The following is a 24,331-nucleotide window of genomic DNA, read 5'->3' on the forward strand; positions in this document are numbered from 1 at the left end:
GTGGCCGTGCCGCGCACGGGAGAGTGAATTCGCGGCCGGGGCCCGTCGCACACCGGGGCCCGGACCTCGTAAGGTCGTGTCCGTGTTGGAGGAGATGCGGATACGGTCGCTCGGGGTCATCGACGACGCGGTGGTGGAGCTGTCACCGGGTTTCACCGCGGTGACGGGTGAGACCGGTGCGGGCAAGACCATGGTCGTCACCAGCCTGGGACTGCTGCTCGGCGGGCGCGCCGACCCCGCGCTGGTGCGGATCGGCGCCAAGGCTGCCGTCGTCGAGGGGCGGATCACGGTGTCCGCCGGTGACGCGGCTGCCGTACGGGCGGAGGAGGCCGGCGCCGAGCTGGACGACGGAGCGCTGCTGATCAGCCGTACCGTTTCCGCCGAGGGACGCTCACGTGCCCATCTCGGCGGCAGATCCGTGCCGGTGGGTGTGCTCGCCGAACTTGCGGACGAGCTCGTCGCCGTGCACGGCCAGACCGACCAGCAGGGCCTGCTCAAGCCCGCCCGGCAGCGGCAGGCCCTGGACCGGTACGCGGGCGACGGCGTCGCCGTGCCGCACGCCAAGTACGCGGCGGCGTACCGGCGGCTGCGGACCGTGGTCACGGAGCTCGACGAGCTGACCACGCGCGCCCGGGAGCGTGCCCAGGAAGCGGATCTGCTGCGTTTCGGGCTCGGCGAGATCGCCGCGGTCGAACCGCTCCCCGGCGAGGACACCGACCTGGCCGCAGAAGCCGAACGGCTCGGCCACGCGGAAGCGCTCGCCTCCGCCGCCGCCCTCGCGCACGCCGCGCTCGCGGGCAATCCGGAGGACCAGGAGGACGTCGACGCCACGACCGTCGTCGCGGCCGCCGGGCGGTCGCTGGACGCCGTCCGCGCCCACGACCCGGCGCTCGCCGCACTCGCCGACCGGATCGGTGAGATCTCCATCCTGCTCGCCGACGTGGCGGGGGAACTCGCCGGATACGCCGACCAGCTGGACGCCGACCCGCTGCGGCTGGCCGCGGTCGAGGAGCGGCGCGCCGCGCTCACCGGGCTCACCCGCAAGTACGGCGAGGACATCGCCGCCGTGCTTGCCTGGGCCGAGGACGGGGCCGCCCGGCTCACCGAGCTGGAGGGCGACGACGACCGGATCGGCGAGCTGACGGCCGAGCGGGACGCGTTGCGGGCCGAACTCTCCGGGCTCGGGCAGGCTCTGACCGACGCGCGGAGTGCGGCGGCGGCGCTCTTCGCCGAGGCGGTGACCGCGGAACTGGCCTCGCTCGCCATGCCGCACGCCCGGGTCTCCTTCGACATCCGGCAGACCGACGCGGCCGACGAGGCGTCCGGCATCGACATCGGCGGGCGGAGTGTGGTCTACGGGCCGTCCGGAGCCGATGAGGTCGAACTGCTGCTGGCCCCGCACCCCGGCGCCCAGCCCCGGCCGATCGCCAAGGGCGCCTCGGGCGGTGAGCTGTCCCGGGTGATGCTCGCCGTCGAGGTGGTCTTCGCCGGCTCCGACCCCGTACCCACGTACCTCTTCGACGAGGTCGACGCGGGTGTCGGCGGCAAGGCGGCCGTCGAGGTCGGCCGGCGGCTGGCGAAGCTGGCCAGGTCCGCGCAGGTCGTCGTCGTCACGCACCTGCCGCAGGTGGCGGCGTTCGCCGACCGGCAGCTGCTGGTGGAGAAGACGGTCGACGGATCGGTGACCAGCAGTGGTGTCACGGTCCTGGAGGGCGAGGACCGGGTACGGGAGCTGTCCCGGATGCTCGCGGGCCAGGAGGACTCGGAGACGGCCCGGGCCCATGCGGAGGAGCTGCTGGCCGCGGCGCGGGCGGACGGGTAGGGACGGCGCGGGCCTGCTGCAGCGCCGGGCCCCTGTGCCCCCCGTGCTGCGGTCCGGGGCCGGGTTCGTAGCCTGGCCCCCATGCGAGCAGTGATCAGCAGGACCGCCGCCGGCGTTGTCGCCGCGGGGATCGCCGGTGCGGCCTACCGGATGCTTCGGGCCCGGCCGCAACCGCAGTGGCAGCGCACCAACCACGCGGGCCGCACCGTCGATCTGTACGCCGGCCCGGCCGCCGTGGCCGGTGCGGTCGCCGGAACCGCCGTTCTCCCGTTGCCGCCCCGGACCCGGGCCGCCGTCGCGCTCGCCGTGCTGGCCGCCGGGGGCTGCGGCGCGTACGACGACTTCGCCGGGGCCGGCGATCCGCGCCGCGGGTTCCGCGCCCATCTGACCGCGTTGCGCCACGGCGAGGTGACAAGCGGCGCAGTGAAACTCTTCGGGATCGGGGCTGCCGGGCTCGCCGCCGGTGCGCTGCTCGAGGACAGGCCCGTCGACCGCGTCCTCGCCGGTGTCGTGATCGCCGGAGCCGCCCATCTCGTCAACCTCACCGACGTACGGCCCGGAGCCGCGACCGCCACCGTGCTCGCGCTCGGGGCTCCGGGGCTGGCCCGGGGCGCACTCGCGGCCGCGCCGATGGGAGCCGTGGCGGCCCTCGCCGCGGACGAGCGTGCGGAACGCACCATGATCGGCGACACCGGGGCGCACGCCCTGGGCGCGGCCGTCGGTGTCGCGATCGTCGCGGGCAGCGGCCGGGCCGGACTCGTCGCCCACGCCGCGGGGTTGGTGGCGGCAGCCGTGTACGGGGAACGGGTCAGTGGGCTCGCCCGGGTGCTGTCGGGGCGTTGACGCGGCAATATCGCACCGTTGTCCTCACCCGTCCGGGTGATGGCGCGTGTCCGGTTGTCCCCGCGCACACCGGTCCAACGGCTCGACCGTCCCGGAACGTGCGTACGGACTGGCATCCTTGGCGGTGCACACACCGCCGAGTCCGGAGCTCCGGGAGCCATTCAACGTGTCACAGCTGCGTACGGTCCAAGTCCTGGGCGGCGGCAGCGCGGGCAGCAGCGCTCACGTCGGTTCGCTGGCCGCAGGGCTGGTGGCGCGAGGGGTGCAGGTCACCGTCTGCGCCCCGGCGGAACTGGACCACGCGTACGACTTCGCCGGTACGGGAGCCCGCTTCGTCCCCGTGCCGCGACGCAGCGACCCGGCCGCCGTCGCCGCGCTGCGGGCCGCGTGCGCGGGGGCGGACGTGGTGCATGCGCACGGACTGCACGCCGCCGTACGCAGCGGTCTTGCGCTCGGCGGGCAGCGCACACCGCTGGTCCTCACCTGGCACACCCGGGCGCACGCCGAGGGTGCCCGCCGCCGGTTGCTCCATCTGCTGGAGCGAAGGGCTGCCCGGGCAGCGGCCGTTGTGCTGGGCGCGTCGTCGGATCTGGTCGACCGGGCCCGGCGCCGGGGGGCACGTGACGCTCGTCTCGCGCCGGTCGCCGTTCCCGCGCCGGGGAGTCCCGTTCTGCTCCACGACGGCAAGGTGCGTGCCGAACTCGGTGTGGTGGAACGGCCGTTAATCGTCTCCGTCGGCAGTCTCGTACCGCACCACGGGTACGGCACACTGCTCGACGCGGCACGGATGTGGCGTCAACTCGACCCCGTGCCCCTGCTGGTCATCGCGGGGGAGGGGCGCGAGCGTGGCGCTCTGCAGCGGCGGATCCGGGACGAGGATCTGCCCGTCAGGCTGATCGGCAGCCGTGACGACGTCGCCGAACTCCTCGCCGTCGCCGACCTGGCCGTACTGGCGAGCCGCTGGGAGGCGCGGTCGGTGCTTGCGCAGGAGGCGCTGCGGCTGGGGGTGCCGTTGGTCGCCACCGCGGTGGGCGGGGTGCCCGAACTCGTCGGGGACGCGGCGGAACTCGTGCCGTACGGGAACGCGGAGGCGACGGCGCGGGTCGTCGTGCGGCTGCTGGCGGATCCGAAGGCACGGGAGCGGCTGGCCGCCGCGGGGCGGGTGCAGGCGGCGGGCTGGCCTTCGGAGGACGACACGATCGCGCACGTGCTCAGTGTGTACGACGAGTTGGTTCAGCCGTTGGCGGCGGTGCGGGGGCGGTGACCGCGAGGCGACGCCGGGCGCGGCCGGTGGATGATCCGTTCTCACCCGCCGGACCGGCTCGGCGGCGCCGGGTCTACGGGATGTGGCGGCGGGCTCTCAGGGCCAGGCTCAGGGCCAGGACCGTCTGCGGGTCGTCCAGGTCCGTGCCCAGCAGCTCGCCTATGCGGGCCAGGCGGTTGTAGAGCGTCTGGCGGTTCAGGTGCAGTTCGCGTGCCGTCTCCGCCTTGCGGCCCGCGTGGGCGAGGTACGACTCCAGGGTGGGCAGAAGCGGGGGGCGCGCGGTGCGGTCGTGCTCGCGGAGCGGGCCGATCGCCCGGTCCACGAACGCCGCCAGGTCCGGATGGTCCCGCAGCCGCCAGAGCAACAGGTCGATGTCCAGGCGCCGGGCGTCGTACCAGGGCCGGTCGCCGAGCCCCTGCGCGGCCGTCGCCGTCTCCGCCGCGTGCCGCAGGCCCGCTCCGGCCGCCGCCCAGCTGCCCGCGACGCCGACGACCACGACCGGCGGATACGAGCCGGCCCGTTCCAGTCCGGCCCGTTCCACGCCCGCCCGCAGCGCCGCGGCGACCCGGTCGGCCACTGCCGTGCGCTCCGTCCCGGACCGCAGGCCCAGCAGCAGCGGCACCCGGCCCTCCACGGGCCGCACACCGAGCAGTACCGGCACCCCCACCGACGACAGCTCCTCCAGGACCGCCCGTGCGAGCAGCGCCCAGTTGCCCGACGAGGACAGCTCGGGAGCCAGCCGCATCACCACGGGCAGCAAGGGTGCCTCGCCCGGTCTGAAACCCAGTACGCGGGCCTGCGCCGGCGCGTCCTCCGGTGTGATCCTTCCCTCCGCAAGGTCCGTCAGGAAGTCGCCGCGGCCACGAGCGGCGAGCTCCTCCTCCTGGCGGGCCTGCATCAGCACCACGGCGAGAATGCCCGCCGCCCGCTCCGCCGCCATCCGGTGCACGGTCACCAGCGGTCCGGACACGGCGAGCAGCACCAGCCTGGCGCGTACCGAACCGGACCCCGCCCCGCCACCCGGCACATCCACCAGCACCGCGCCCGCGGGCGGCGTCGCGCGGGCCTCCCGGCCGCCGCGCATCCCGTCCCAGATCTGGAGCGGATCGGCCGAGGCGGCGCCGGTGCCCGCCGCGTACAGCAGCTGGCCGTCCGCCGTCTCCAGGAAGACCGGGTTCGCGGTGAAGTCCGCCAGGATGCCGAGGACCTGCGGGACCCCGCCACCGCCGAGCAGCGCCTCCGTGCACCGCCGGTGCACGTCCTCGGCCTGCCGCAGCAGGGCGTAGTGGCCATTGACGATCTCGGTGTGGATCTCCTCGGTCACCGTCACGAACGGCACCTCGCGGTGCAGCTGGACGAGCGGCAGACCGGCCGCCCGCGCGGCGTCCACGATCGAGGCGGGCAGCCTGCTGAAGCGCGGCCCGAGCTCCACCACCAGGGCGGCGATGCCGCGGTCCGCGAGCCTGCGGACGAAGGCGCGCTGCTCGGCGGGCCGCGTGCCGAGCCCCAGGCCGGTGGTGAGCAGCAGTTCACCGCCCTTGAGCAGCGAGGCGATGTTCGGGACCTCGCCCGCGTGCACCCAGCGCACCGTACGGCTGAGCCGGTCCGCGCCCGCCATGACCTCGGGGAGTCCGCTGCGCAGTCCCGGCAGCTCCAGGGCGCGCTGCACGGTGATTCCGCCTTGGTTCTCCACTGGTTCAGGCCTCGTGCTTCCGTTCGGCTCGGCCGGGCTGTCGCCCTGACCAGGAAGGTACCGGCCGGACGGCGGGCGGGCGCCGTCGGGGGAGTTCACGGACCGGCGGCGGCCGGCGCGACGTTGTGGTTGAGGCGGAACACGTTGTCGGGGTCGTACGCGGCCTTGACCGCGGCGAGGCGGGCGTAGTTCTCGGCGCCGAGTCCGGCGACGACGCGGTCCTCGCCCTCGCGTCCGATGAAGTTGAGGTAGACGGCGCCGCCGGACCAGGGACGGACGTCGGCGCGCACGTGGCGTACCCACTGCCTGCCGCGCTCGTCGTCGGACGGGCTCTCCCAGATGCCGAAGGGGTGCACCGCCCAGGGGGCGGCGCGCCACGGCAGCGGGTAGTCGGCGGGGCCCCGGGCCACCGCGCCGCCCATCGGGAAGAGGACGTGCTGCGAGCGGGACGGGACCGGCATGCCGGGGGCGCGGGCGCAGAACAGGTCCACCGCCTCGTCCGGGAGGCTGTCGAGATGCTCGGCGGACCAGTAGTTCCGCAGTCCCGGCGGGTCGTCGAGCATGCACTGCAGCTCCGCGTAGGGAATGCCGGAGATCGCCTCCGCCTCGTGGCCGATGGCGAGGACCGGACGTGCCACGTCGAGGGCCTCGGCCAGCGGGCCCGTCCAGGTGATCAGGACCGCGCAGACGAGCGTGGAGACCAGGCGCTCCGGTACGAAGTCCTCCGGCGGTCCGGTGAGGTAGAGGAAGGCGCCGCCGGCCCCGTCCGGCGCGGAGGCCATCAAGTCGCGGTAGGTACGCATGACTTCGGGCCCGGCCTCGGGGCGGTACAGCAGCATCACGTAGGACATGGCGGGCAGCTCGTACAGATTCAGCGTGAGGGCCGTGACGACGCCGAAGTTCCCGCCACCGCCGTGCAGTGCCCAGAACAGTTCCGGATTCTCGTCGAGGCTCGCGTGGACGGTGCTGCCGTCCGCCGTCACCAGTTCGGCGGCCAGCAGGTTGTCGCAGGCCAGGCCGAAGCTGCGCTCCAGCCAGCCGGAGCCGCCGCCGAGCACGAAGCCGCCCACGCCGGTGGTGGAGACCCGGCCGCCGGTGGTCGCCAGACCGTACGGCTGGGTGGCCCGGTCCAGATCCCTCATGAGGGCGCCGCCGCCGATACGTGCCGCCTGGTCGGCCGGTGCCACGGTGACGCCGTTCATGCGGCGCAGGTCGACCACCAGTCCGCCGTCGGTGGACGACATGCCCGCGACGCTGTGGCCGCCGCCACGGACCGCGATCTCCAGACCGTGCTCACGTGCGAAGCGCACGGACCGTGCCACGTCGGTCTGCGACGCGCACTGGGCGACCACCGCGGGACGCCGGTCGATCATGCTGTTGAAGACCGTGCGCGCCTCGTCGTATCCGGAGTCACCGGGGGCGAAGACCGCACCGGTGAAGTCCCGGCGCAGACCGTCCAGGGCGTCCGTCGTGCTGCTGATGCCGGTGGTGCGGGGTGTCATGATGCCCCCTTCCGAGGGCGTGACAGGTCGCTTCCATCGTAGGCAGCGTCGCAAGGTCTCGCCCTGCCCGGCCCGGGCAGGGCGGCGAACACGGCCCTGCCACGCCATCCGCCGGCGTGTCGTTGCGGTCTCGCGGGCGGGGGATGCCGTACGCCGGTCAGCCGACGTACGCCCCGCTCGCGGTCAGCCGCAGCGCCGTGTCGATCAGCGGGACGTGGCTGAACGCCTGCGGGAAGTTCCCCACCTGGCGCTGCAGCCTCGCGTCCCACTCCTCCGCCAGCAGTCCCAGATCGTTGCGCAGCGACAGCAGCCGCTCGAACAGCTGCCGGGCCTCGTCGACCCGTCCGATCATCGCCAGGTCGTCCGCAAGCCAGAACGAACAGGCCAGGAACGCGCCCTCGTCGCCCTCCAGGCCGTCGACGCCCGCCTCCTCGCCCGCGGTGGGGTAGCGCAGCACGAACCCGTCCTCCGTGGACAGCTCCCGCTGGATCGCCTCGATCGTGCCGATGACCCGCTTGTCGTCCGGCGGCAGGAAGCCCATCTGCGGGATCAGCAGCAGCGACGCGTCCAGTTCCTTCGACCCGTACGACTGGGTGAAGGTGTTGCGCTCCTTGTCGTAGCCCCGGTCGCAGACGTCGCGGTGGATGTCGTCGCGCAGCTCCCGCCAACGCTCCAGCGGCCCGTCGGTGTCGCCGGACTCGATCAGCTTGATGGTGCGGTCGACGGCGACCCAGGCCATCACCTTGGAGTGCACGAAGTGACGGCGCGGTCCGCGCACCTCCCAGATGCCCTCGTCCGGCTCGTCCCAGTGCTTCTCCAGATAGCTGATCAGCTTGAGCTGGAGCCCTGTCGCGTAGTCGTTGCGGGTCAGGCCCGTCATGTGCGCGAGGTGCAGTGCCTCGGTGACCTCGCCGTACACATCGAGCTGGAGCTGTCCCGCCGCGCCGTTGCCGACCCGGACCGGGGCGGAGTTCTCGTAACCGGGCAGCCAGTCCAGCTCGGCCTCGCCGAGCTCGCGCTCCCCTGCGATGCCGTACATGATCTGCAGGTTCTCCGGGTCGCCGGCCACGGCCCGCAGCAGCCACTCGCGCCAGGCGCGGGCTTCCTCGCGGTAGCCGGTGCGCAGCAGCGAGGAGAGGGTGATCGCGGCGTCGCGCAGCCAGGTGTAGCGGTAGTCCCAGTTGCGTGAGCCGCCGATGTCCTCCGGCAGGGAGGTGGTCGGTGCGGCGACGATGCCGCCGGTCGGGGCGTACGTCAGGGCCTTCAGCGTGATCAGCGAGCGGACGACCGCCTCACGGTAGGGGCCGTGGTACGTGCAGTGCTCGACCCACTCGCGCCAGAATTCCTCGGTCGCGTCCAGCGAGCCCTCGGGGTCCGGCAGCGCGGGCGGCTCCTGGTGCGAGGGCTGCCAGCTGATGGTGAAGGCGATCCGGTCGCCCGGGGCGACGATGAAGTCGGAGTACGTCGTCAGGTTCTCGCCGAAGGTGTCGGCGGGCGTGTCCAGCCAGACGGAGTCCGGGCCGGCCATCGCGACCGTACGGCCGTCGACCTTGTGCACCCACGGGGTCACCCGTCCGTAGCTGAACCGCATGCGCAGCTCGGAGCGCATCGGCACCCGGCCGCTGATCCCCTCCACGATCCGGATCAGCTGCGGCGCGCCGTCACGCGGGGGCATGAAGTCGGTCACCCGGACGGTGCCGCGCGGCGTGTCCCACTCCGACTCCAGAATCAGGGAGTCGCCCCGGTAACGCCGCCGGTCCGCCGCCGGCGGCTCGGCACCGGCCGCCTGCGCGGGGCCCAGGCGCCAGAAGCCGTGCTCCTCGGTACCCAGCAGTCCCGCGAAGATGGCATGCGAATCGAAGCGGGGCAGGCACAGCCAGTCCGCCGTACCGTCCCGGCAGACCAGGGCGGCGGTCTGCATGTCTCCGATGAGTGCGTAATCCTCGATGCGCCCGGCCACGTGCATCTCCAGTCGAACGGCCACGTCGCCCCGTGGGGCGCTTACCGCGGGTAAATAGGTCGCTGCAAGGGGTTGTTGTGGGGAGCCGAGGGCTCGGTGGGTCGCCCGGCTGCGAGTGTCCGAGCAGGATACGACGCACGTCCATGATCCGCGCGACGGTCCAGGCAACACGTCTGAGCCGAACGGGTGGGGCTCGAACACGGTGCAGTGATCTTGCGGGGCAGCCGTGCCGGGTGTGGCCGGAAGCAGCCCCTCCCAGTCGCTGATACCCTGGTAGCCCGTGGACCGGTGGTCGTCAGCAACCGCGGACGAGGCCCCCGAACCGCAGCGACGGCACCTCCGGAGTCTTCCGGACGGCAACGCCGGTACGCACCTCAAGATCCGCGACCACGGGAGCCCCCTTTGGCTATGCAGCCCACATCCACGACGACCAAGCACATCTTCGTCACCGGGGGTGTCGCCTCCTCCCTCGGCAAGGGTCTGACTGCCTCCAGCCTGGGTGCCCTGCTCAAGGCGCGGGGCCTTCGGGTCACGATGCAGAAGCTCGACCCCTACCTGAACGTCGACCCGGGCACGATGAACCCGTTCCAGCACGGCGAGGTGTTCGTCACCAACGACGGCGCCGAGACCGACCTGGACATCGGCCACTACGAGCGCTTCCTCGACGTCGACCTCGACGGTTCCGCCAACGTCACGACCGGCCAGGTGTACTCGCAGGTCATCGCCAAGGAGCGGCGCGGCGAGTACCTCGGCGACACCGTCCAGGTCATCCCGCACATCACCAACGAGATCAAGCACCGCATCCGCCGCATGGCGACCGACGACGTCGACGTCGTCATCACCGAGGTCGGCGGCACGGTCGGCGACATCGAGTCGCTGCCGTTCCTGGAGACGGTCCGCCAGGTCCGCCACGAGGTCGGCCGGGACAACGTCTTCGTCGTGCACATCTCGCTGCTGCCGTACATCGGCCCGTCCGGCGAGCTGAAGACCAAGCCCACCCAGCACTCGGTCGCGGCGCTGCGGAACATCGGTATTCAGCCGGACGCCATCGTGCTGCGCGCCGACCGCGACGTACCGACCGCGATCAAGCGCAAGATCTCGCTGATGTGCGACGTCGACGAGGCCGCCGTGGTGGCCTGCGTGGACGCCAAGTCGATCTACGACATCCCCAAGGTGCTGCACACCGAGGGCCTGGACGCGTACGTCGTGCGCAAGCTCGACCTGTCGTTCCGCGATGTCGACTGGACCACCTGGGACGACCTGCTGGACCGCGTCCACAACCCCGACCACGAGGTCACCGTCGCGCTCGTCGGCAAGTACATCGACCTGCCCGACGCGTATCTCTCGGTCACCGAGGCCATCCGGGCCGGCGGCTTCGCGAACAAGGCCCGCGTCAAGGTCAAGTGGGTCGCCTCCGACGACTGCAAGACCCCGGCCGGCGCCGCCAAGCAGCTCTCCGACGTCGACGCGATCTGCGTCCCCGGCGGGTTCGGCGACCGCGGTGTCAACGGCAAGATCGGCGCCATCCAGTACGCCCGCGAGAACAAGGTGCCGCTGCTCGGCCTCTGCCTCGGCCTGCAGTGCATCGTGATCGAGGCGGCGCGCAACCTCGCCGAGATCCCCGACGCCAACTCCACCGAGTTCGACGCCGCCACCGCCCACCCCGTCATCTCGACGATGGAGGAGCAGCTCGCGTACGTCGAGGGCGCCGGCGACCTGGGCGGCACCATGCGGCTCGGCCTGTACCCGGCGAAGCTCGCCGAGGGCTCGCTGGTCCGTGAGGCGTACGACGGCCAGCCGTACGTGGAGGAGCGTCACCGCCACCGCTACGAGGTCAACAACGCCTACCGCGCCGAGCTGGAGAAGAAGGCGGGCCTGGTCTTCTCCGGCACCTCCCCGGACAACAAGCTCGTCGAGTACGTCGAGTACCCGCGCGAGATCCACCCCTACCTGGTCGCCACCCAGGCGCACCCGGAGCTCCGGTCCCGCCCGACCCGCCCCCACCCGCTCTTCGCGGGCCTGGTGAAGGCGGCCGTGGAGCGCAAGACCGGCGGCGAGCAGGGCACCGCGTCTGGCAAGTAGTCCGACCGTACGCAGGCGTTACCGTTGACCGGGGTACGGATCCACTGAGGATCCGTACCCCGGTTTCGTTTTTTGTGGGAGGACGTAGATGGGTATCCAGGACACGCCCGAGGAGTGGCCGGTCACCGCGACCGAGACCCCCTTCACGGGCAACAAGACCAGCGTCCGCACGGACGACGTGGTGATGCCCGACGGCTCCGTCGTGCGCCGCGACTACCAGGTCCACCCCGGGTCGGTCGCCGTGCTCGCGCTCGACGATGCGGGCCGGGTCCTCGTGCTGCGGCAGTACCGGCACCCCGTGCGGCACAAGCTCTGGGAGATCCCGGCCGGACTGCTCGACGTCCCCGGGGAGAACCCGCTGCACGCGGCGCAGCGGGAGCTCTACGAGGAGGCGTACGTCAAGGCCGAGGACTGGCGGGTGCTGACCGATGTGTACACCACGCCCGGCGGCTGCGACGAGGCGGTGCGGATCTTCCTCGCCCGGAATCTCTCCGAGGCCGACGGCGAGCGCTTCGCGGTCTCCGAGGAGGAGGCCGACATGGAGCTGGCCCGGGTGGAGCTGAAGGAGCTGGTGCGGGGGGCGCTCGCCGGGGAGCTGCACAACAACTGCCTCGTGGTGGGCGTCCTCTCGCTCGCGGCGACGCTTGCGGGCGACGGGATCGACTCCCTGCGGCCGGCGCAGGCGCCTTGGCCGGCCAGGCCGTTCGAGGTCTGACGGCGCATCGGCCCGATGGTCCGTCGGCGTGACGGTCCGTCGGCCCGACGGTCCCCTGGGCGATGAGAAGTCCTCCGATCGGACAATCTGCTGATCCGATCGGGGGATGTCCCCGCCGCGCTCCACCGTGACCACGTACCCGCCTGAACTACGCTCGGAATGCCCTGACCGGAGTCCCGGTGGGCAACGCGTGCAGCGAAGTGGAGCGTGGCCCGTGACGGATCAGGTGGTGGACGCCAGCGGCCCGGCGACGGCAGCGGGGACCGAGGGGCCGTCCGGCGTCACCCCACCCCAATTCTTCGGCCGCGCACGCGAGTTGAAGGAGCTCAAGGCCGATGTCGAACGGGCCGGACTGGACACCCTGGCCGGCCGCAAAGCGGCCCGTGCCCGGGTGCTGCTGATCGCCGGACGCCCCGGCTCCGGGCGCACCGCGCTCGCCGAGGAACTCACCCGCGCCCTGCTGGGCACCGGCGACTACCCCGACGGGCTGCTCCGGGCCCGCCTCACCGACCTCGGCGGCACCCCCGTCCCCACCGAACGCACCGCCCGGGACCTCCTCGACCAGCTGGAGGTCACCGGCCCACCCGGCGCGGACGGGGACGAACTGGCCGAGTCGCTCCGCGAGGCCCTCGCCGACCGCCGGGTCCTGCTGCTGCTCGACGACGCGGCCGACGCCGAACAGGTCGACCCGCTGCTGCCGGACAGCCCGGACTGCCTGGTCGTCGCCACCGCCCAGGGCCCGCTCACCGGCATCCCCGGCGTCCGCCCGTGCACCCTCGGCGGCCTCGACGCGGAATCCGCCGTCCAGCTGCTGGCCCGCATCATCGGCCAGGTCAGGATCACGGTGGACCCCCGGACCGCCGAGAGCCTCGCCGAGGAGTGCGGCGGACAGCCCGCCGCCCTGGTCATGATCGGCGGCTGGCTCGCCGCCCGCCCCCTGGTGTCGGTCGCCGACGCCGCCAAGCAGCTGCGCGAGCTGCCAGACGACGCCGAGCAGTCCACCGGCGCCCGCCCGCTGGTCCGGGCCTTCCGGCTCGTCCAGGAGTCCCTGCCGCAGCCCGCCGCCCGGATACTGCGACTGCTCGCGCTCGCTCCCGCCGGGCTCGCCGACGCCCACACCGCGTCCGCGCTGGCCGGCTGCTCGGTCTCGGCCGCCCAGTCGACCCTCGACGACTTCGTCGGCCTCGGCCTGCTGCGGACCAATGGCGCGGAGCTGCCGCAGTACGAGGTGCCGGGCTGCCTCGCCCCGCTGCTGAGCGCCCTGCTGGCCGACCGGGACCGGCCGGCCGAGATCCAGCTGGCCAGGGCCCGGATGCTGGAGCGGACCGTGCGGCAGCTCCAGTCCTGCCGGGCGGTCACCGAACCGGAGGGTTCCCCGGCCCGCGGCAAGCTCGCCGGGCTGCCGCGCTCGCTGCGCTTTCCGCACCCGGAGGCGGCCGCCGCCTGGCTGAGGACCCGTCGGCCGGCCCTGCTCGCCTCCGCCCGGATGGCTGTCGAGGACGGTGAACTCGACACCCTGGCACGACGGTTGGTGGCCGCGCTGGTGCGGGCGCTGGCCGTGCACCAGGGCACCGAGGCCGCCGCACCCGATCTGTACGGGCTGCACGGACTGGTGCTGGCAGTCGCCGAACGGCGCGAGCTGCACCGTGAGCGGGCGGCAGCGCTGCTCAATCTCGCCGATCTGGACGCCAGGACCGGCCGCACCCGGGAGGCGCTGGCCCGCTACCGGGCCGCGCTGGACGCCGGACGGGCCGCGAAGGACCCGTACGCGACCGGCAGGGCGATGGAATCCGTAGGGGGCGCCTACGCCGAGCTGGGGGACTTCCACCGGGCCTCCGACTGGTACGGCCGGGCGCTCGCCCAGCGGCTCACCCAGGGCGAGCGTGCCGAAGAGGCGCGGCTGTACGGGCGGCTCGGCGCGGTCCACACCTACGCCGGGCAGTACGGCGAGGCGCTGCGGAACTGGCGGGCCGCGGCGGCCGGGTACCGCAGGCTCGGCGACCTGCCCGCCCAGGCGCGGGCGCTCAGCGAGGCCGCGCGGGTGCAGGAGTACGCGGGGCGGCCGCAGGAGTCGCTGCACACCTGCCAGGAGGCCGTCGAATGGGCCCGCCAGGCCAAGGACGTACGGCTGCAGGCCGCGCTGGAGCTCCGGCTGGCCGACACGCTCGACAGGCTCGGCGACCCGGCCGCGGCCCGGTTGCACCGGGGTGTGGCGGAGAGACTCCTGGCCAAGGAAGGCCCAGCCTGCGAAATCCGCAGTGGGTCGACTGAAAATTAAGGCTTTGTAAGGCTAGACAGTGTGAAGTCCTTCATTAAACTGGCTCTGCCGCGTTGGTTCGCGGTGTCTCCACTTACACTGTGTGTATCCAGGTATGTACCGCTATGCCTGGAGTAACCCTCTGAGCCAAGGACCGTGATCGACGTGAAGGTCGGCATCCCCCGCGAAGTCAAGAACAACGAGTTCCGCGTGGCCATCACGCCTGCCGGTGTGCATGAGCTCGTCCGCAACGGCCACCAGGTCGTCGTCGAGCAGAACGCCGGCGCAGGATCCTCGATCACGGACGAGGAGTACATCGCCGCAGGGGCGCAGATCCTCCCCACCGCCGACGAGGTCTGGGCCACCGCCGAGCTGCTCCTGAAGGTCAAGGAGCCGGTCGCCGAGGAGTACCACCGCCTCCGCAAGGACCAGACGCTCTTCACCTACCTGCACCTCGCCGCCTCCCGCGAGTGCACGGATGCGCTGCTGGAGTCCGGCACCACCGCCATCGCGTACGAGACCGTCGAGACCGCGAACCGCGCCCTGCCGCTGCTCGCCCCGATGTCCGAGGTCGCGGGCCGGCTGGCCCCGCAGGTCGGCGCCTACCACCTGATGCGCTCGGTCGGCGGCCGCGGTGTGCTGCCGGGCGGCGTTCCGGGCACCGCGCCCGCCGAGGCGGTCGTCATCGGCGGCGGTGTCTCCGGCTGGAACGCCACGCAGATCGCCGTCGGTCTCGGCTTCCACGTCACGCTGCTCGACCGGGACATCAACAAGCTGCGCGAGGCCGACAAGGTCTTCGGCACCAAGGTGAAGACCGTCGTCTCCAACTCCTTCGAGCTGGAGAAGGCCGTCATCGAGGCCGACCTCGTCATCGGTGCCGTGCTGATCCCCGGCGCGAAGGCCCCGAAGCTGGTCACCAACGAGCTCGTCGCCAAGATGAAGCCCGGAAGTGTACTTGTCGACATTGCGATCGACCAGGGTGGCTGCTTCGAGGACTCGCACCCGACGACGCACGCCGAGCCGACCTTCATGGTCCACAACTCGGTCTTCTACTGCGTCGCCAACATGCCGGGTGCGGTGCCCAACACCTCCACGTACGCGCTCACCAACGCCACGCTGCCGTACATCCTGGAGCTCGCCAACCGCGGCTGGGTCGAGGCGCTGCGCCGTGACGCCGCACTCGCCAAGGGCCTCAACACCCATGAGGGCCAGGTCGTTTACCCCGAGGTGGCGCAGGCGCACGGGCTGGACCACGTCGAGCTGAGCACGCTTCTCGGCTGACGAGTCAACATCTTTCGTCAACCTCATGCGTCCGGCCGGACCTTGCCGAGCAAGGTCCGGCCGGACGCATGTCGGGCCCCTGCGAGCGGCCCGTCCAACTCGCGTCGAACGTAACCGTTTACCCGTTTCGCGCACCGGCGAAAGGTGCGCCGGAGTGACCGTGCGCCCTTGACAGAGGGGTGTTCGATTGCCGACACATCGGGCCGGGTCCGGCGGATTGTGTTGCTGCGAACCGGTGACACGCCATAGAGTCGCCAATCGTCGGCATGGTGTCACGCTGACCTATCGATAAGTTTCCTGGTCACGTCCAAGGAGGTAAGACGACTTGTGAATGAGTCGACATTTACTCCCGGGGGTGTTCAACCAGGGATGCCTGCACGGGGCCAGAGCCCGATCGGGCTGGAGGCTGTCGGCTCCGTCGCTGTCCGCACCTTCGCCACCCACCAGCACATGACGACAGCCCCCCAGATGATGGACGGCCTACACGTGAACGCCATGGCCGGCAACGAGAGTGGCCGGGAGACCGCCCACTTCGCCGACTTCGAGGAAGTGTCCCAGGGGCACTTCTACGACCCCGACGCCGAGTACGAGCCCGATCCGGAGTACGCGGCCACCCTCGCGCCCGACGCTGCCCGTCAGCGCCGCGAGCGGATCGGCCCGACCGGTCGGCCCCTGCCCTACTTCCCCATCCCGGGCCCGCTCACCGATCACGGGCCCGCGAAGATCATCGCGATGTGCAACCAGAAGGGCGGCGTGGGCAAGACCACGTCCACCATCAACCTGGGTGCCGCACTCGCGGAGTACGGACGCCGTGTCCTGCTCGTCGACTTCGACCCGCAGGGAGCCCTGTCGGTCGGTCTCGGCGTCAACCCGATGGAGCTCGACCTCACCGTCTACAACCTGCTCATGGAGCGGGGCATGGCGGCCGACGAGGTCCTCCTGAAGACCGCCGTGCCCAACATGGACCTGCTGCCGAGCAACATCGACCTGTCGGCCGCCGAGGTGCAGCTGGTCAGCGAGGTGGCCCGGGAGTCCACGCTGCAGCGCGCCCTGAAGCCGCTGATGGCCGACTACGACTACATCGTGATCGACTGTCAGCCGTCGCTGGGCCTGCTCACGGTGAACGCCCTGACGGCGGCTCACAAGGTGATAGTGCCGCTCGAGTGCGAGTTCTTCGCACTGCGCGGTGTCGCGCTGCTCACCGAGACCATCGAGAAGGTCCAGGAGCGGCTCAACCCGGACCTGGAGCTCGACGGCATCCTCGCCACCATGTACGACTCCCGTACGGTGCACAGCCGTGAGGTCCTCGCGCGGGTCGTCGAGGCCTTCGACGAGCACGTCTACCACACGGTGATCGGGCGAACGGTGCGCTTCCCGGAGACCACGGTCGCCGGTGAGCCCATCACGACGTACGCCTCCAACTCGGTCGGTGCCGCCGCCTATCGCCAGCTCGCCAGGGAGGTGCTCGCCCGGTGTCACGCCGAGTGAGTCTGCCCGGGGCCGACGAACTGTTCCGTACCACCGGGGGGATGGGGCTGCAGTCCTCGTCCCCCGCGGACCGGCGGCGCAAGGCGAACGGCGAGCCGCGGGTGCCGGCTCCGGCCGGTGAGAGCGATTCCGCGGCGGACGGATCCGGTGGCGCCGAAGCCGGTGGAGCCGGCGGCGCACGGTCCGGGGAGGAGCACTCGGCGGCGGACGCCGACGCGGGGGACTCGCGCAGCCGCGGCGGGGAGAACGACCGGGCGGCAGTCGCCGAGACGGGCCGCCGGCCCCAGCCCCCGGGCGTGACACCGTCCGCCACGCAGCAGGAGGCGGCTGCCGCCGTCCAGCAGCAGCGCAGGCGCGGCGGCGGGCGCGGGGCGAACCGCAGGCCCAGCGGCCGGGAACGCCACGACGAGAAGATCACCGTCTATGTCTCGGCCGAGGAACTGATGGATCTCGAGCATGCGCGGCTGGTGCTGCGCGGCGAGCACGGACTCGCCGTCGACCGCGGGCGGATCGTCCGCGAGGCGGTCGCGGTGGTCCTCGCGGACCTGGAGTCGCGGGGCGACGCGAGCATCCTCGTACGACGGCTGCGCGGCCGCTGACCGGCGCGGCGGCCCGGTAGCCTGCCCCGGAGGGCCGCCGCCGAGCGGCCCGGCCCTCTCCGCAGGGCCCATCGCCCGCCCGTATCCGCGCCGCACCCTGGACCCCCATGCCGACGACCGACGAGCCCGCCCGCACGCCCCGGCGCCCCCTGGGGCGCGGTCCGGGGGGCAGGCCTGCGCCGGGAGCGGGGGCGCCGTCCGCGGACCCTGCCGCGGGAGAGCGGGGCGCCGCCGGTGCGGCGTCCCCCGTCACCCCCCTTCCCGAAGGCGCGGCGGTGGCCCCGGACGCCGTGGAACCCTCGGCGTCCGATGCGGACGTCCCGGCCGGAGATGCGGGCGTCCCGGTCGCGACGGGGGACCCGTCGGCCGCCGGTGCGGAGGTCCCGGTCGCCGTCGAGGACCCGCTCACCGCCGACACGGGCGTCCCAGCCATCGACCCGGAGCCCTCGGGCGCCGGTGTACAGATCCCGGTCGCCGCCGAGGATGCGCTCACTGCCGACGCGGACGCTTTGGCCGTCGGGCCGGGCGCCTCGTCCGCCGACGCGGGCGCCGCGGCCGTCGGCCCGGCCCCCTCGGCCGCCGATGCGGACGCCGCAGCGCCCGACCCCGCGGCCGGCCGCGCCGCTCCTGCCGACGACGGGCGGTTCACCGTCCGGCTCGCCAACTTCGAGGGGCCGTTCGATCTTCTTCTGCAGCTGATCTCGAAACACAAGCTCGATGTGACCGAAGTCGCACTCTCCAAGGTCACCGACGAGTTCATGGCCCACATCCGGGCCATGGGCGCGGACTGGGACCTCGACCAGACGACGGAGTTCCTCGTCGTCGCCGCGACGCTGCTCGATCTCAAGGCCGCCCGGCTGCTGCCTGCCGCCGAGGTCGAGGACGAGGGCGATCTCGCGCTGCTCGAAGCGCGGGACCTGCTCTTCGCGCGGCTCCTGCAGTACCGCGCCTACAAGCGCATCGCGGAGATCTTCAGCGCTCGCCTGGAGTCCGAGGGGCGGCGCTTTCCCCGGACCGTGGGGCTGGAGCCGCACCATGCCGAGCTGCTGCCCGAAGTGGTGATCAGCATCGGCGCCGAGGGGTTCGCCAGGCTCGCCGTGAAGGCGATGCAGCCGAAGCCCAAGCCGCAGGTGTACGTCGACCACATCCACGCCCCGCTGGTCAGCGTGCGCGAGCAGGCCGAGATCGTCGTGGCGCGGCTGCGGGAGGCGGGGGAGATGAGTTTCCGGGGGCTCACCGAGGACGCCCCGGACACCCTCACCGTCGTCGCCCGGTTCCTCGCGCTGCTGGAGCTGTACCGGGAGAAGGCCGTCATCCTCGACCAGGAGGAGGCGCTCGGCGAGCTCAGGGTGCGCTGGACCGGGGGCGAAGGGGCGGAGCCCGCGGTGACGGACGAGTTCGATCAAGAGGTGCAGGACATGGACGTACAAGAGGATGTGCAGGCATGAGCGAGCAGCGCCCCACCGGTGCGGGCACCGTCGCGGATCTCGAGCTCAAGCCCGCGCTGGAGGCCGTCCTCATGGTCGTCGACGAACCCGCCACCGAGGAGCACCTGGCCAAGGTGCTGGAGCGGCCCCGGCGGGCCGTCGCCGATGCGCTGCGGGAGCTGGCCGACGAGTACACCGTGCAGCGACGGGGATTCGATCTCCGGCTGGTCGCGGGCGGCTGGCGTTTCTACACCCGCCCCGAGTACGCGGAGGCCGTCGAGGGCTTCGTACTGGACGGCCAGCAGGCCCGGCTCACCCAGGCGGCGCTGGAGACCCTCGCGGTGGTCGCGTACCGCCAGCCGGTCAGCCGGTCGAGGGTCTCCGCGGTGCGCGGTGTGAACTGTGACGGCGTGATGCGGACCCTCCTGCAGAGGGGCCTGGTCGAGGAAGCGGGCGCGGAACCCGAAACAGGTGCGATCCTGTACAGGACGACGAACTACTTTCTGGAGCGGATGGGCCTGCGCGGCCTGGAAGAGCTCCCGGAGCTCGCGCCCTTCCTCCCCGAGGCGGACGCGATCGAGGCTGAGACGCTAGAGGGTGTGCCGTCGTTCGATCCGGACGCACCGGACACCCCGGATACTCACGCAGACGACAAGACGGAATTTTGATGCGAAGCAGTGGCAGGAACAGCGGCAGCGGCAGCGGCAAGAGCGGCGGCAACCGGAACCCCCGGGGTGGCGGCGCCGGACGCGACGACAGGCAGGACAAGCGCCCCCGCCGGCCCCGCCCCGAGGAGCGCCGCTACGACGTGGGCGGCACCGGCGCCGGCGAGAAGAGCGGTGAAGGCCCCCGCAAGGGCCGTGGCGCCGCCGCCCGCGGTGGCGCCAAGGGCGGCCCGAAGCCCCCGCAGGGCGGCGGCGCCAGGAGCGGCGGCCCGCGGCGTGGACCGCAGGGCGCCCCGTCCCGCCCGCGCGAGCTCGACGCCAAGATCGAGCAGCGCAACCGGGACCGGTACGCGAACAAGCCCGACATCAGGACGCCCAAGACGCACCCCGGCGCCGAGCAGGAGGGCGAGCGTCTGCAGAAGGTGCTGGCCAGGGCCGGTATGGGCTCGCGCCGTGCGTGCGAGGAGCTGATCGAGCAGTCCCGTGTCGAGGTCAACGGCGAGATCGTCGTCGAGCAGGGCATGCGCGTCGATGTGCACAAGGACGAGATCAAGGTCGACGGTCTGACCGTCGCCGCGCAGTCGTACCTCTTCTTCGCGCTGAACAAGCCCGCCGGTGTCGTCTCCTCGATGGAGGACCCGGACGGCCGTCAGTGCCTCGGCGACTACGTCACCAACCGTGAGACGCGGCTCTTCCACGTCGGCCGGCTGGACACCGAGACGGAGGGCATCATCCTGCTCACCAACCACGGCGAGCTCGCCCACCGGCTGACCCACCCGAAGTACGGCGTGAAGAAGACCTACCTGGCGGCCATCCAGGGACCGCTCCCGCGCGACCTGGGCAAGCAGCTCAAGGACGGCATCCAGCTGGAGGACGGGTACGCCCGCGCCGACCACTTCCGGGTCGTCGAGAACACCGGCAAGAACTACCTGGTCGAGGTGACCCTCCACGAGGGCCGCAAGCACATCGTCCGCCGGATGCTGGCCGAGGCCGGCTTCCCGGTCGAGCGCCTCGTGCGGACGTCCTTCGGGCCGATCCCGCTGGGCGACCAGAAGTCCGGCTGGCTGCGCCGGCTCACCAACACCGAGGTGGGCATGCTGATGCGCGAGGTCGGTCTGTAGCCCGCGACGGCGTCCGCTCTTCGGCCCGCGGCCGGTTCCTGGTTTCGATTTTCGGACAGGAAACCGGCCGCGGGCCTTTTGCTGCCACCGGATCACCTTTATAGTCAGGATGACTATTAAGGAGGTGGGTGTGAGTCTCGCGGACATCCTCGATCCCCTGCAGCAGCCCCTGGCGACCGTGCTGGACACCCCGGTCAGCTGGACCGAGGTGCTCGGCTTCGGCAGCGGAGCGCTGTGCGTCTGGCTCGTGGCCCGCCAGCACCTCGCCAACTGGCCGATCGGCATCGCCAACAACCTCTTCTTCATCCTGCTGTTCACCCAGTCCGGTCTGTACGCCGACGCCGGCCTGCAGATCGTCTTCATCGCCCTTGCCGCGTACGGATGGTGGACCTGGACCCACGGGGGTGGACCGGGTTCCCCGGACCTGCCGGTGCGGAGCACCACCCGCACCGAATGGGTGCGGCTGTGCGCGGCAGGGGTGGTGGGGACCGCCGCGCTGACCGTCCTCCTCGGTCACGCCACCGACTCCACCGTGCCGTTCTGGGACGCCCTGACGACCGCGCTCTCCCTGGCGGCGACGTACGGGCAGTGCCGGAAGCTCGTCGAGTCGTGGTGGCTGTGGATCGCCGCCGACGTGGTGTACATCCCGCTCTACGCGTACAAGGAGCTCTATCCGACATCCCTGCTGTACGCAGGCTTCCTGACGCTGTGCCTGATCGGACTGCGCAACTGGAAGCGTGATCTCTTCGTCCCGCGGCGGGAGTTGGCGGAGGTGACGGGGTGATCCGGTTCAGGCACGGGCTGGTGCTCGGGAAGTTCTATCCGCCGCACGCCGGCCATCACCACCTCGTCCGCACTGCCCAGGACCGCTGCGAGCGGCTGACCGTTCTGGTCTGCGCCGCCTCCGTCGAGTCGATCCCGCTCGCCGACCGGGTCGCCTGGATGCGGGAGGTGCACCCGGACGTACGCGTCGTCGGCGCCGTCGACGACACCCGGATGGATCTCCACGACCCGGCGGTCTGGGACGCCCATATGGCCGTCTTCACCGCGGCCGTCCCGGAGCCGGTGGACGCCGTCTTCACCTCGGAGTCGTACGGGGACGAACTGGCCCGCCGGTTCGGCGCCGAATCCGTCTGCGTCGATCCCGACCGTACGGTCTTCCCGGTCTCCGGCACCGCGGTCCGCAAGGACCCGGTCGGCTGCTGGGACTTCCTCGAACCGCCGGTCCGGGCCTCGCTCACCCGCCGCGTCGTCGTCCTCGGCGCCGAATCCACCGGCACCACCACGATGGCCCTGGCCCTCGCCGACCACTTCCGGCGGCGCGGTGGCGTCTGGGCGCAGACCCGGTACGTCGCCGAGTACGGGCGGGAGTTCAGTGAACGGAAACTGGCCGCGCTGCGCGCCCGCCGGCCCCGGGCCCAGTGGGAGGACGTCACCTTCACCACCGACGACTTCCCGCTGATCGCCGCGGCCCAGAACGCCGAGGAGGAAGCGGCCGCCCGGACCGGGTCCCCGGTGCTCTTCTGCGACACCGACTCCTTCGCCACCACCGTCTGGCACGAGCGGTACGTCGGCGGCCGCAATCCGCGCGTCGAAGAGACCGCAGACCTGGTCGCCCACGACCTGTGGCTGCTCACCGACCACGAAGGCGTCGCCTTCGAGGACGACGGGCTGCGCGACGGCGAGGAGCTGCGCCCCTGGATGACCGACCGGTTCCGGGCCGAACTCACCCGGACGGGAAGAGAGTTCGTCGAGCTGACCGGGGCTCATGAGGAACGCCTGGAGACCGCGGTCGCCGCCGTCGACGCCGTGCTCGCCGCGGGCTGGAACTTCGCCGCACCCCTCCCGGAGAGACGATGAGTACCGGCGCCCCCGCGGGCTACGACCCGTACGCCTTCGAACCGTTCGCGGTCACCGTCGACCTCGCCGTCTTCACGGTCCGCGACGGCCGCCTGCACGTGCTGCTCGTCGAACGCGGTGAGGACCCGTACAAGGGCCACTGGGCGCTGCCCGGCGGCTTCGTCCTGCCCCGCGAGTCCGCCGAGTCCGCCGCCCGTCGCGAGCTCGCCGAGGAGACCGGGCTGACCGAGGCCACCGCCTCCGCCCTGCACCTGGAACAGCTGCGCACCTACAGCGAGCCGGACCGCGACCCCAGGATGCGGGTCGTCTCCGTCGCGTACACCGCACTCGTCCCCGACCTCCCGGAGCCGCGCGGCGGCGGGGATGCGGCCACCGCCCGCTGGTGGGAGGCCGGGGCGGTCGGCGCGCTCGCCTTCGACCACGACCGGATCCTCACCGATGCGCACGACCGGATCGGCGCCAAGCTCGAGTACACCTGCCTGGCCACCGCCTTCTGCCCGGCCGAGTTCACCCTGGGCGAGCTCCAGCAGGTGTACGAGACGGTCTGGGGCGTCGAGCTCGACCGGCCCAACTTCCGGCGCAAGGTCCTCACCACGCCCGGCTTCGTCCAGGCCGTGGCGGGATCGCCGCGCCGCACCGGCGGACGGGGAAAACCGGCCGCTCTGTACCGGGCGGGTGCCGCCACCGCCCTGCACCCTCCACTCCTGCGACCGGAAGGACGAAGCACGTGATCGTGACCAGGACCGTGACCAAGGGCGCCGCCACCGGCGCGCTGACCGGGCTCGCGCTCGGTGACGCGCTGGGCTTCCCGACCGAGTTCAACAACGTGCCGTCCATCCTCGCCAAGTGCGGGCCGTGGCGGCAGATGCGGCTGCCGAACCCCGCATACGTCAGCGACGACACCCAGATGACGCTGGCCCTCGCGCGCGGCATCCGCACCGCCATGGACCGCGGACTGCTCACCCCGCTGCGGCTGGTCCGGCCGGTGCGCGAGGAGTTCGTCGACTGGTACCACTCACCCGACAACAACCGGGCGCCCGGCCGCACCTGCATGACCGCCTGCCGGCTGCTCGACAGCGAGCGGCCCTGGCAGGAGGCCAGCCAGACCGGCTCCAAGGGGTGCGGCGCCAATATGCGGGTGGCGCCGGTCGGACTCGCACCCGGGCTGAGCGAGGAACAGCGCTCCGGCTCGGCCCAGTTGCAGGCCGCCCTCACCCACGGCCACCCCACGGCGCTCGCCGCCTCCGACCTCATGGCGCGCGCGGTGCACCTGCTGGCACAGGGTGCGGAACCGGCGGGGCTGATCGGCCAGCTGCGCTCGTACGCGTACGGGAACAGCAACCGCTACCTCGCGCGCTGGCTCGGCGACCTGTGGCGGTACGCGGGCGACGAGTCGGGCGAGAGCTATATCCGGCGCGGCTGGGACGAGTGCCTGACCGCACTGGCGAGGGTCCAGGACGCCCTGCGCAACCCGTCACCGGAGGACGACCCGTGCGAGACGACCGGCGACGGCTGGATCGCCGAGGACGCCCTCGCCACGGCCCTGCACTGCTTCCTGCTCTTTCCCGACGAACCGGTCACCGCGCTGCGCCGGGCCGCCTGCACCCGCGGCGACTCGGACTCGATCGGCTGCCTGACCGGGGCGCTGGCCGGGGCGCACCTGGGGGCGCAGGCGTGGCCCAAGGAATGGTCGGAGCGCATCGAGTACCGGAGCGATCTGCTGTCGCTGGGGGCGCTCTGGGATTCTTGATC

The 24,331-nt window shown here is 72.2% G+C and carries 19 protein-coding genes; 16 read left to right on the top strand and 3 right to left on the bottom strand.

Annotated elements, in window-relative coordinates; all coding sequences use genetic code 11:
• The first annotated feature begins 76 nt into the window (after positions 1-76).
• The 3 genes from recN (at position 77) to OG878_RS30505 (ending at position 3,929) form a co-directional block, all read left to right on the top strand.
• Positions 77-1,822, top strand: a complete 1,746-nt coding sequence (gene recN, locus OG878_RS30495; RefSeq protein WP_328889744.1) for a DNA repair protein RecN — start codon at positions 77-79, stop codon at positions 1,820-1,822.
• An 81-nt stretch (positions 1,823-1,903) separates the two neighbouring features.
• Positions 1,904-2,665: a hypothetical protein gene (locus OG878_RS30500; protein ID WP_328889745.1), complete on the top strand. Its 762-nt coding sequence runs from the start codon at positions 1,904-1,906 to the stop codon at positions 2,663-2,665.
• A 166-nt stretch (positions 2,666-2,831) separates the two neighbouring features.
• On the top strand, positions 2,832-3,929 hold the full coding sequence (locus OG878_RS30505; RefSeq protein ID WP_328889746.1) for a glycosyltransferase family 4 protein: 1,098 nt from the start codon (positions 2,832-2,834) through the stop codon (positions 3,927-3,929).
• Positions 3,930-4,002: 73 nt separating this feature from the next.
• Here the strand turns inward: OG878_RS30505 and OG878_RS30510 are convergent, their stop codons facing one another.
• The 3 genes from OG878_RS30510 to OG878_RS30520 form a co-directional block, all read right to left on the bottom strand.
• Positions 4,003-5,622, bottom strand: coding sequence for a PucR family transcriptional regulator (locus OG878_RS30510; protein WP_328889747.1), 1,620 nt, complete (start codon positions 5,620-5,622; stop codon positions 4,003-4,005).
• Between the two features lie 95 nt (positions 5,623-5,717).
• On the bottom strand, positions 5,718-7,124 hold the full coding sequence (locus tag OG878_RS30515) for an FAD-binding oxidoreductase (RefSeq protein WP_328889748.1): 1,407 nt from the start codon (positions 7,122-7,124) through the stop codon (positions 5,718-5,720).
• Positions 7,125-7,281: 157 nt separating this feature from the next.
• The gene (locus OG878_RS30520; RefSeq protein WP_328889749.1) at positions 7,282-9,084 is read right to left on the bottom strand and encodes a glycoside hydrolase family 15 protein; all 1,803 of its coding nucleotides are present in this window, start codon (positions 9,082-9,084) and stop codon (positions 7,282-7,284) included.
• A gap of 408 nt (positions 9,085-9,492) precedes the next feature.
• Between OG878_RS30520 and OG878_RS30525 the strand changes: the two genes are divergently transcribed.
• The 13 genes from OG878_RS30525 to OG878_RS30585 all read left to right on the top strand — a co-directional run bounded on the left by OG878_RS30525 (position 9,493) and on the right by OG878_RS30585 (position 24,329).
• Positions 9,493-11,166 carry a CTP synthase gene (locus OG878_RS30525; protein WP_328889750.1) on the top strand — a complete coding sequence of 558 codons (1,674 nt, stop codon included), beginning with the start codon at positions 9,493-9,495 and terminating at the stop codon, positions 11,164-11,166.
• A gap of 88 nt (positions 11,167-11,254) precedes the next feature.
• The gene (locus OG878_RS30530) at positions 11,255-11,881 is read left to right on the top strand and encodes an NUDIX hydrolase (RefSeq protein ID WP_328889751.1); all 627 of its coding nucleotides are present in this window, start codon (positions 11,255-11,257) and stop codon (positions 11,879-11,881) included.
• Positions 11,882-12,095: 214 nt separating this feature from the next.
• Positions 12,096-14,159: a tetratricopeptide repeat protein gene (locus tag OG878_RS30535; RefSeq protein ID WP_328889752.1), complete on the top strand. Its 2,064-nt coding sequence runs from the start codon at positions 12,096-12,098 to the stop codon at positions 14,157-14,159.
• A gap of 144 nt (positions 14,160-14,303) precedes the next feature.
• Positions 14,304-15,419, top strand: coding sequence for an alanine dehydrogenase (ald, locus tag OG878_RS30540; RefSeq protein WP_277329630.1), 1,116 nt, complete (start codon positions 14,304-14,306; stop codon positions 15,417-15,419).
• A gap of 369 nt (positions 15,420-15,788) precedes the next feature.
• A complete protein-coding gene (locus tag OG878_RS30545) occupies positions 15,789-16,907 on the top strand; it encodes a ParA family protein (RefSeq protein ID WP_328889753.1) in 1,119 nt (372 codons plus the stop codon).
• A complete protein-coding gene (locus OG878_RS30550) occupies positions 16,904-17,506 on the top strand; it encodes a hypothetical protein (protein WP_328891438.1) in 603 nt (200 codons plus the stop codon). The genes OG878_RS30545 and OG878_RS30550 overlap by 4 nt, the downstream gene beginning before the upstream one ends.
• A 107-nt stretch (positions 17,507-17,613) precedes the next feature.
• Positions 17,614-18,954 carry a segregation and condensation protein A gene (locus OG878_RS30555; protein ID WP_328889754.1) on the top strand — a complete coding sequence of 447 codons (1,341 nt, stop codon included), beginning with the start codon at positions 17,614-17,616 and terminating at the stop codon, positions 18,952-18,954.
• Positions 18,951-19,601, top strand: coding sequence for an SMC-Scp complex subunit ScpB (gene scpB, locus OG878_RS30560; protein WP_277325410.1), 651 nt, complete (start codon positions 18,951-18,953; stop codon positions 19,599-19,601). The genes OG878_RS30555 and scpB overlap by 4 nt, the downstream gene beginning before the upstream one ends.
• Positions 19,601-20,719 (top strand): pseudouridine synthase, encoded by a 1,119-nt coding sequence (locus OG878_RS30565; RefSeq protein WP_328889755.1) that lies wholly within the window; start codon positions 19,601-19,603, stop codon positions 20,717-20,719. The genes scpB and OG878_RS30565 overlap by 1 nt, the downstream gene beginning before the upstream one ends.
• Positions 20,720-20,849: 130 nt before the next feature.
• The gene (pnuC, locus tag OG878_RS30570; RefSeq protein WP_328889756.1) at positions 20,850-21,503 is read left to right on the top strand and encodes a nicotinamide riboside transporter PnuC; all 654 of its coding nucleotides are present in this window, start codon (positions 20,850-20,852) and stop codon (positions 21,501-21,503) included.
• Positions 21,500-22,579 carry an AAA family ATPase gene (locus OG878_RS30575; RefSeq protein ID WP_328889757.1) on the top strand — a complete coding sequence of 360 codons (1,080 nt, stop codon included), beginning with the start codon at positions 21,500-21,502 and terminating at the stop codon, positions 22,577-22,579. The genes pnuC and OG878_RS30575 overlap by 4 nt, the downstream gene beginning before the upstream one ends.
• On the top strand, positions 22,576-23,310 hold the full coding sequence (locus OG878_RS30580) for an NUDIX hydrolase (RefSeq protein ID WP_328889758.1): 735 nt from the start codon (positions 22,576-22,578) through the stop codon (positions 23,308-23,310). The genes OG878_RS30575 and OG878_RS30580 overlap by 4 nt, the downstream gene beginning before the upstream one ends.
• Complete coding sequence (locus OG878_RS30585) at positions 23,307-24,329, top strand: ADP-ribosylglycohydrolase family protein (RefSeq protein ID WP_328889759.1); 1,023 nt, start codon at positions 23,307-23,309, stop codon at positions 24,327-24,329. The genes OG878_RS30580 and OG878_RS30585 overlap by 4 nt, the downstream gene beginning before the upstream one ends.
• Positions 24,330-24,331: the final 2 nt, after the last annotated feature.

The sequence above is a fragment of the Streptomyces sp. NBC_00316 genome (assembly GCF_036158715.1).
Taxonomy (GTDB): domain Bacteria; phylum Actinomycetota; class Actinomycetes; order Streptomycetales; family Streptomycetaceae; genus Streptomyces.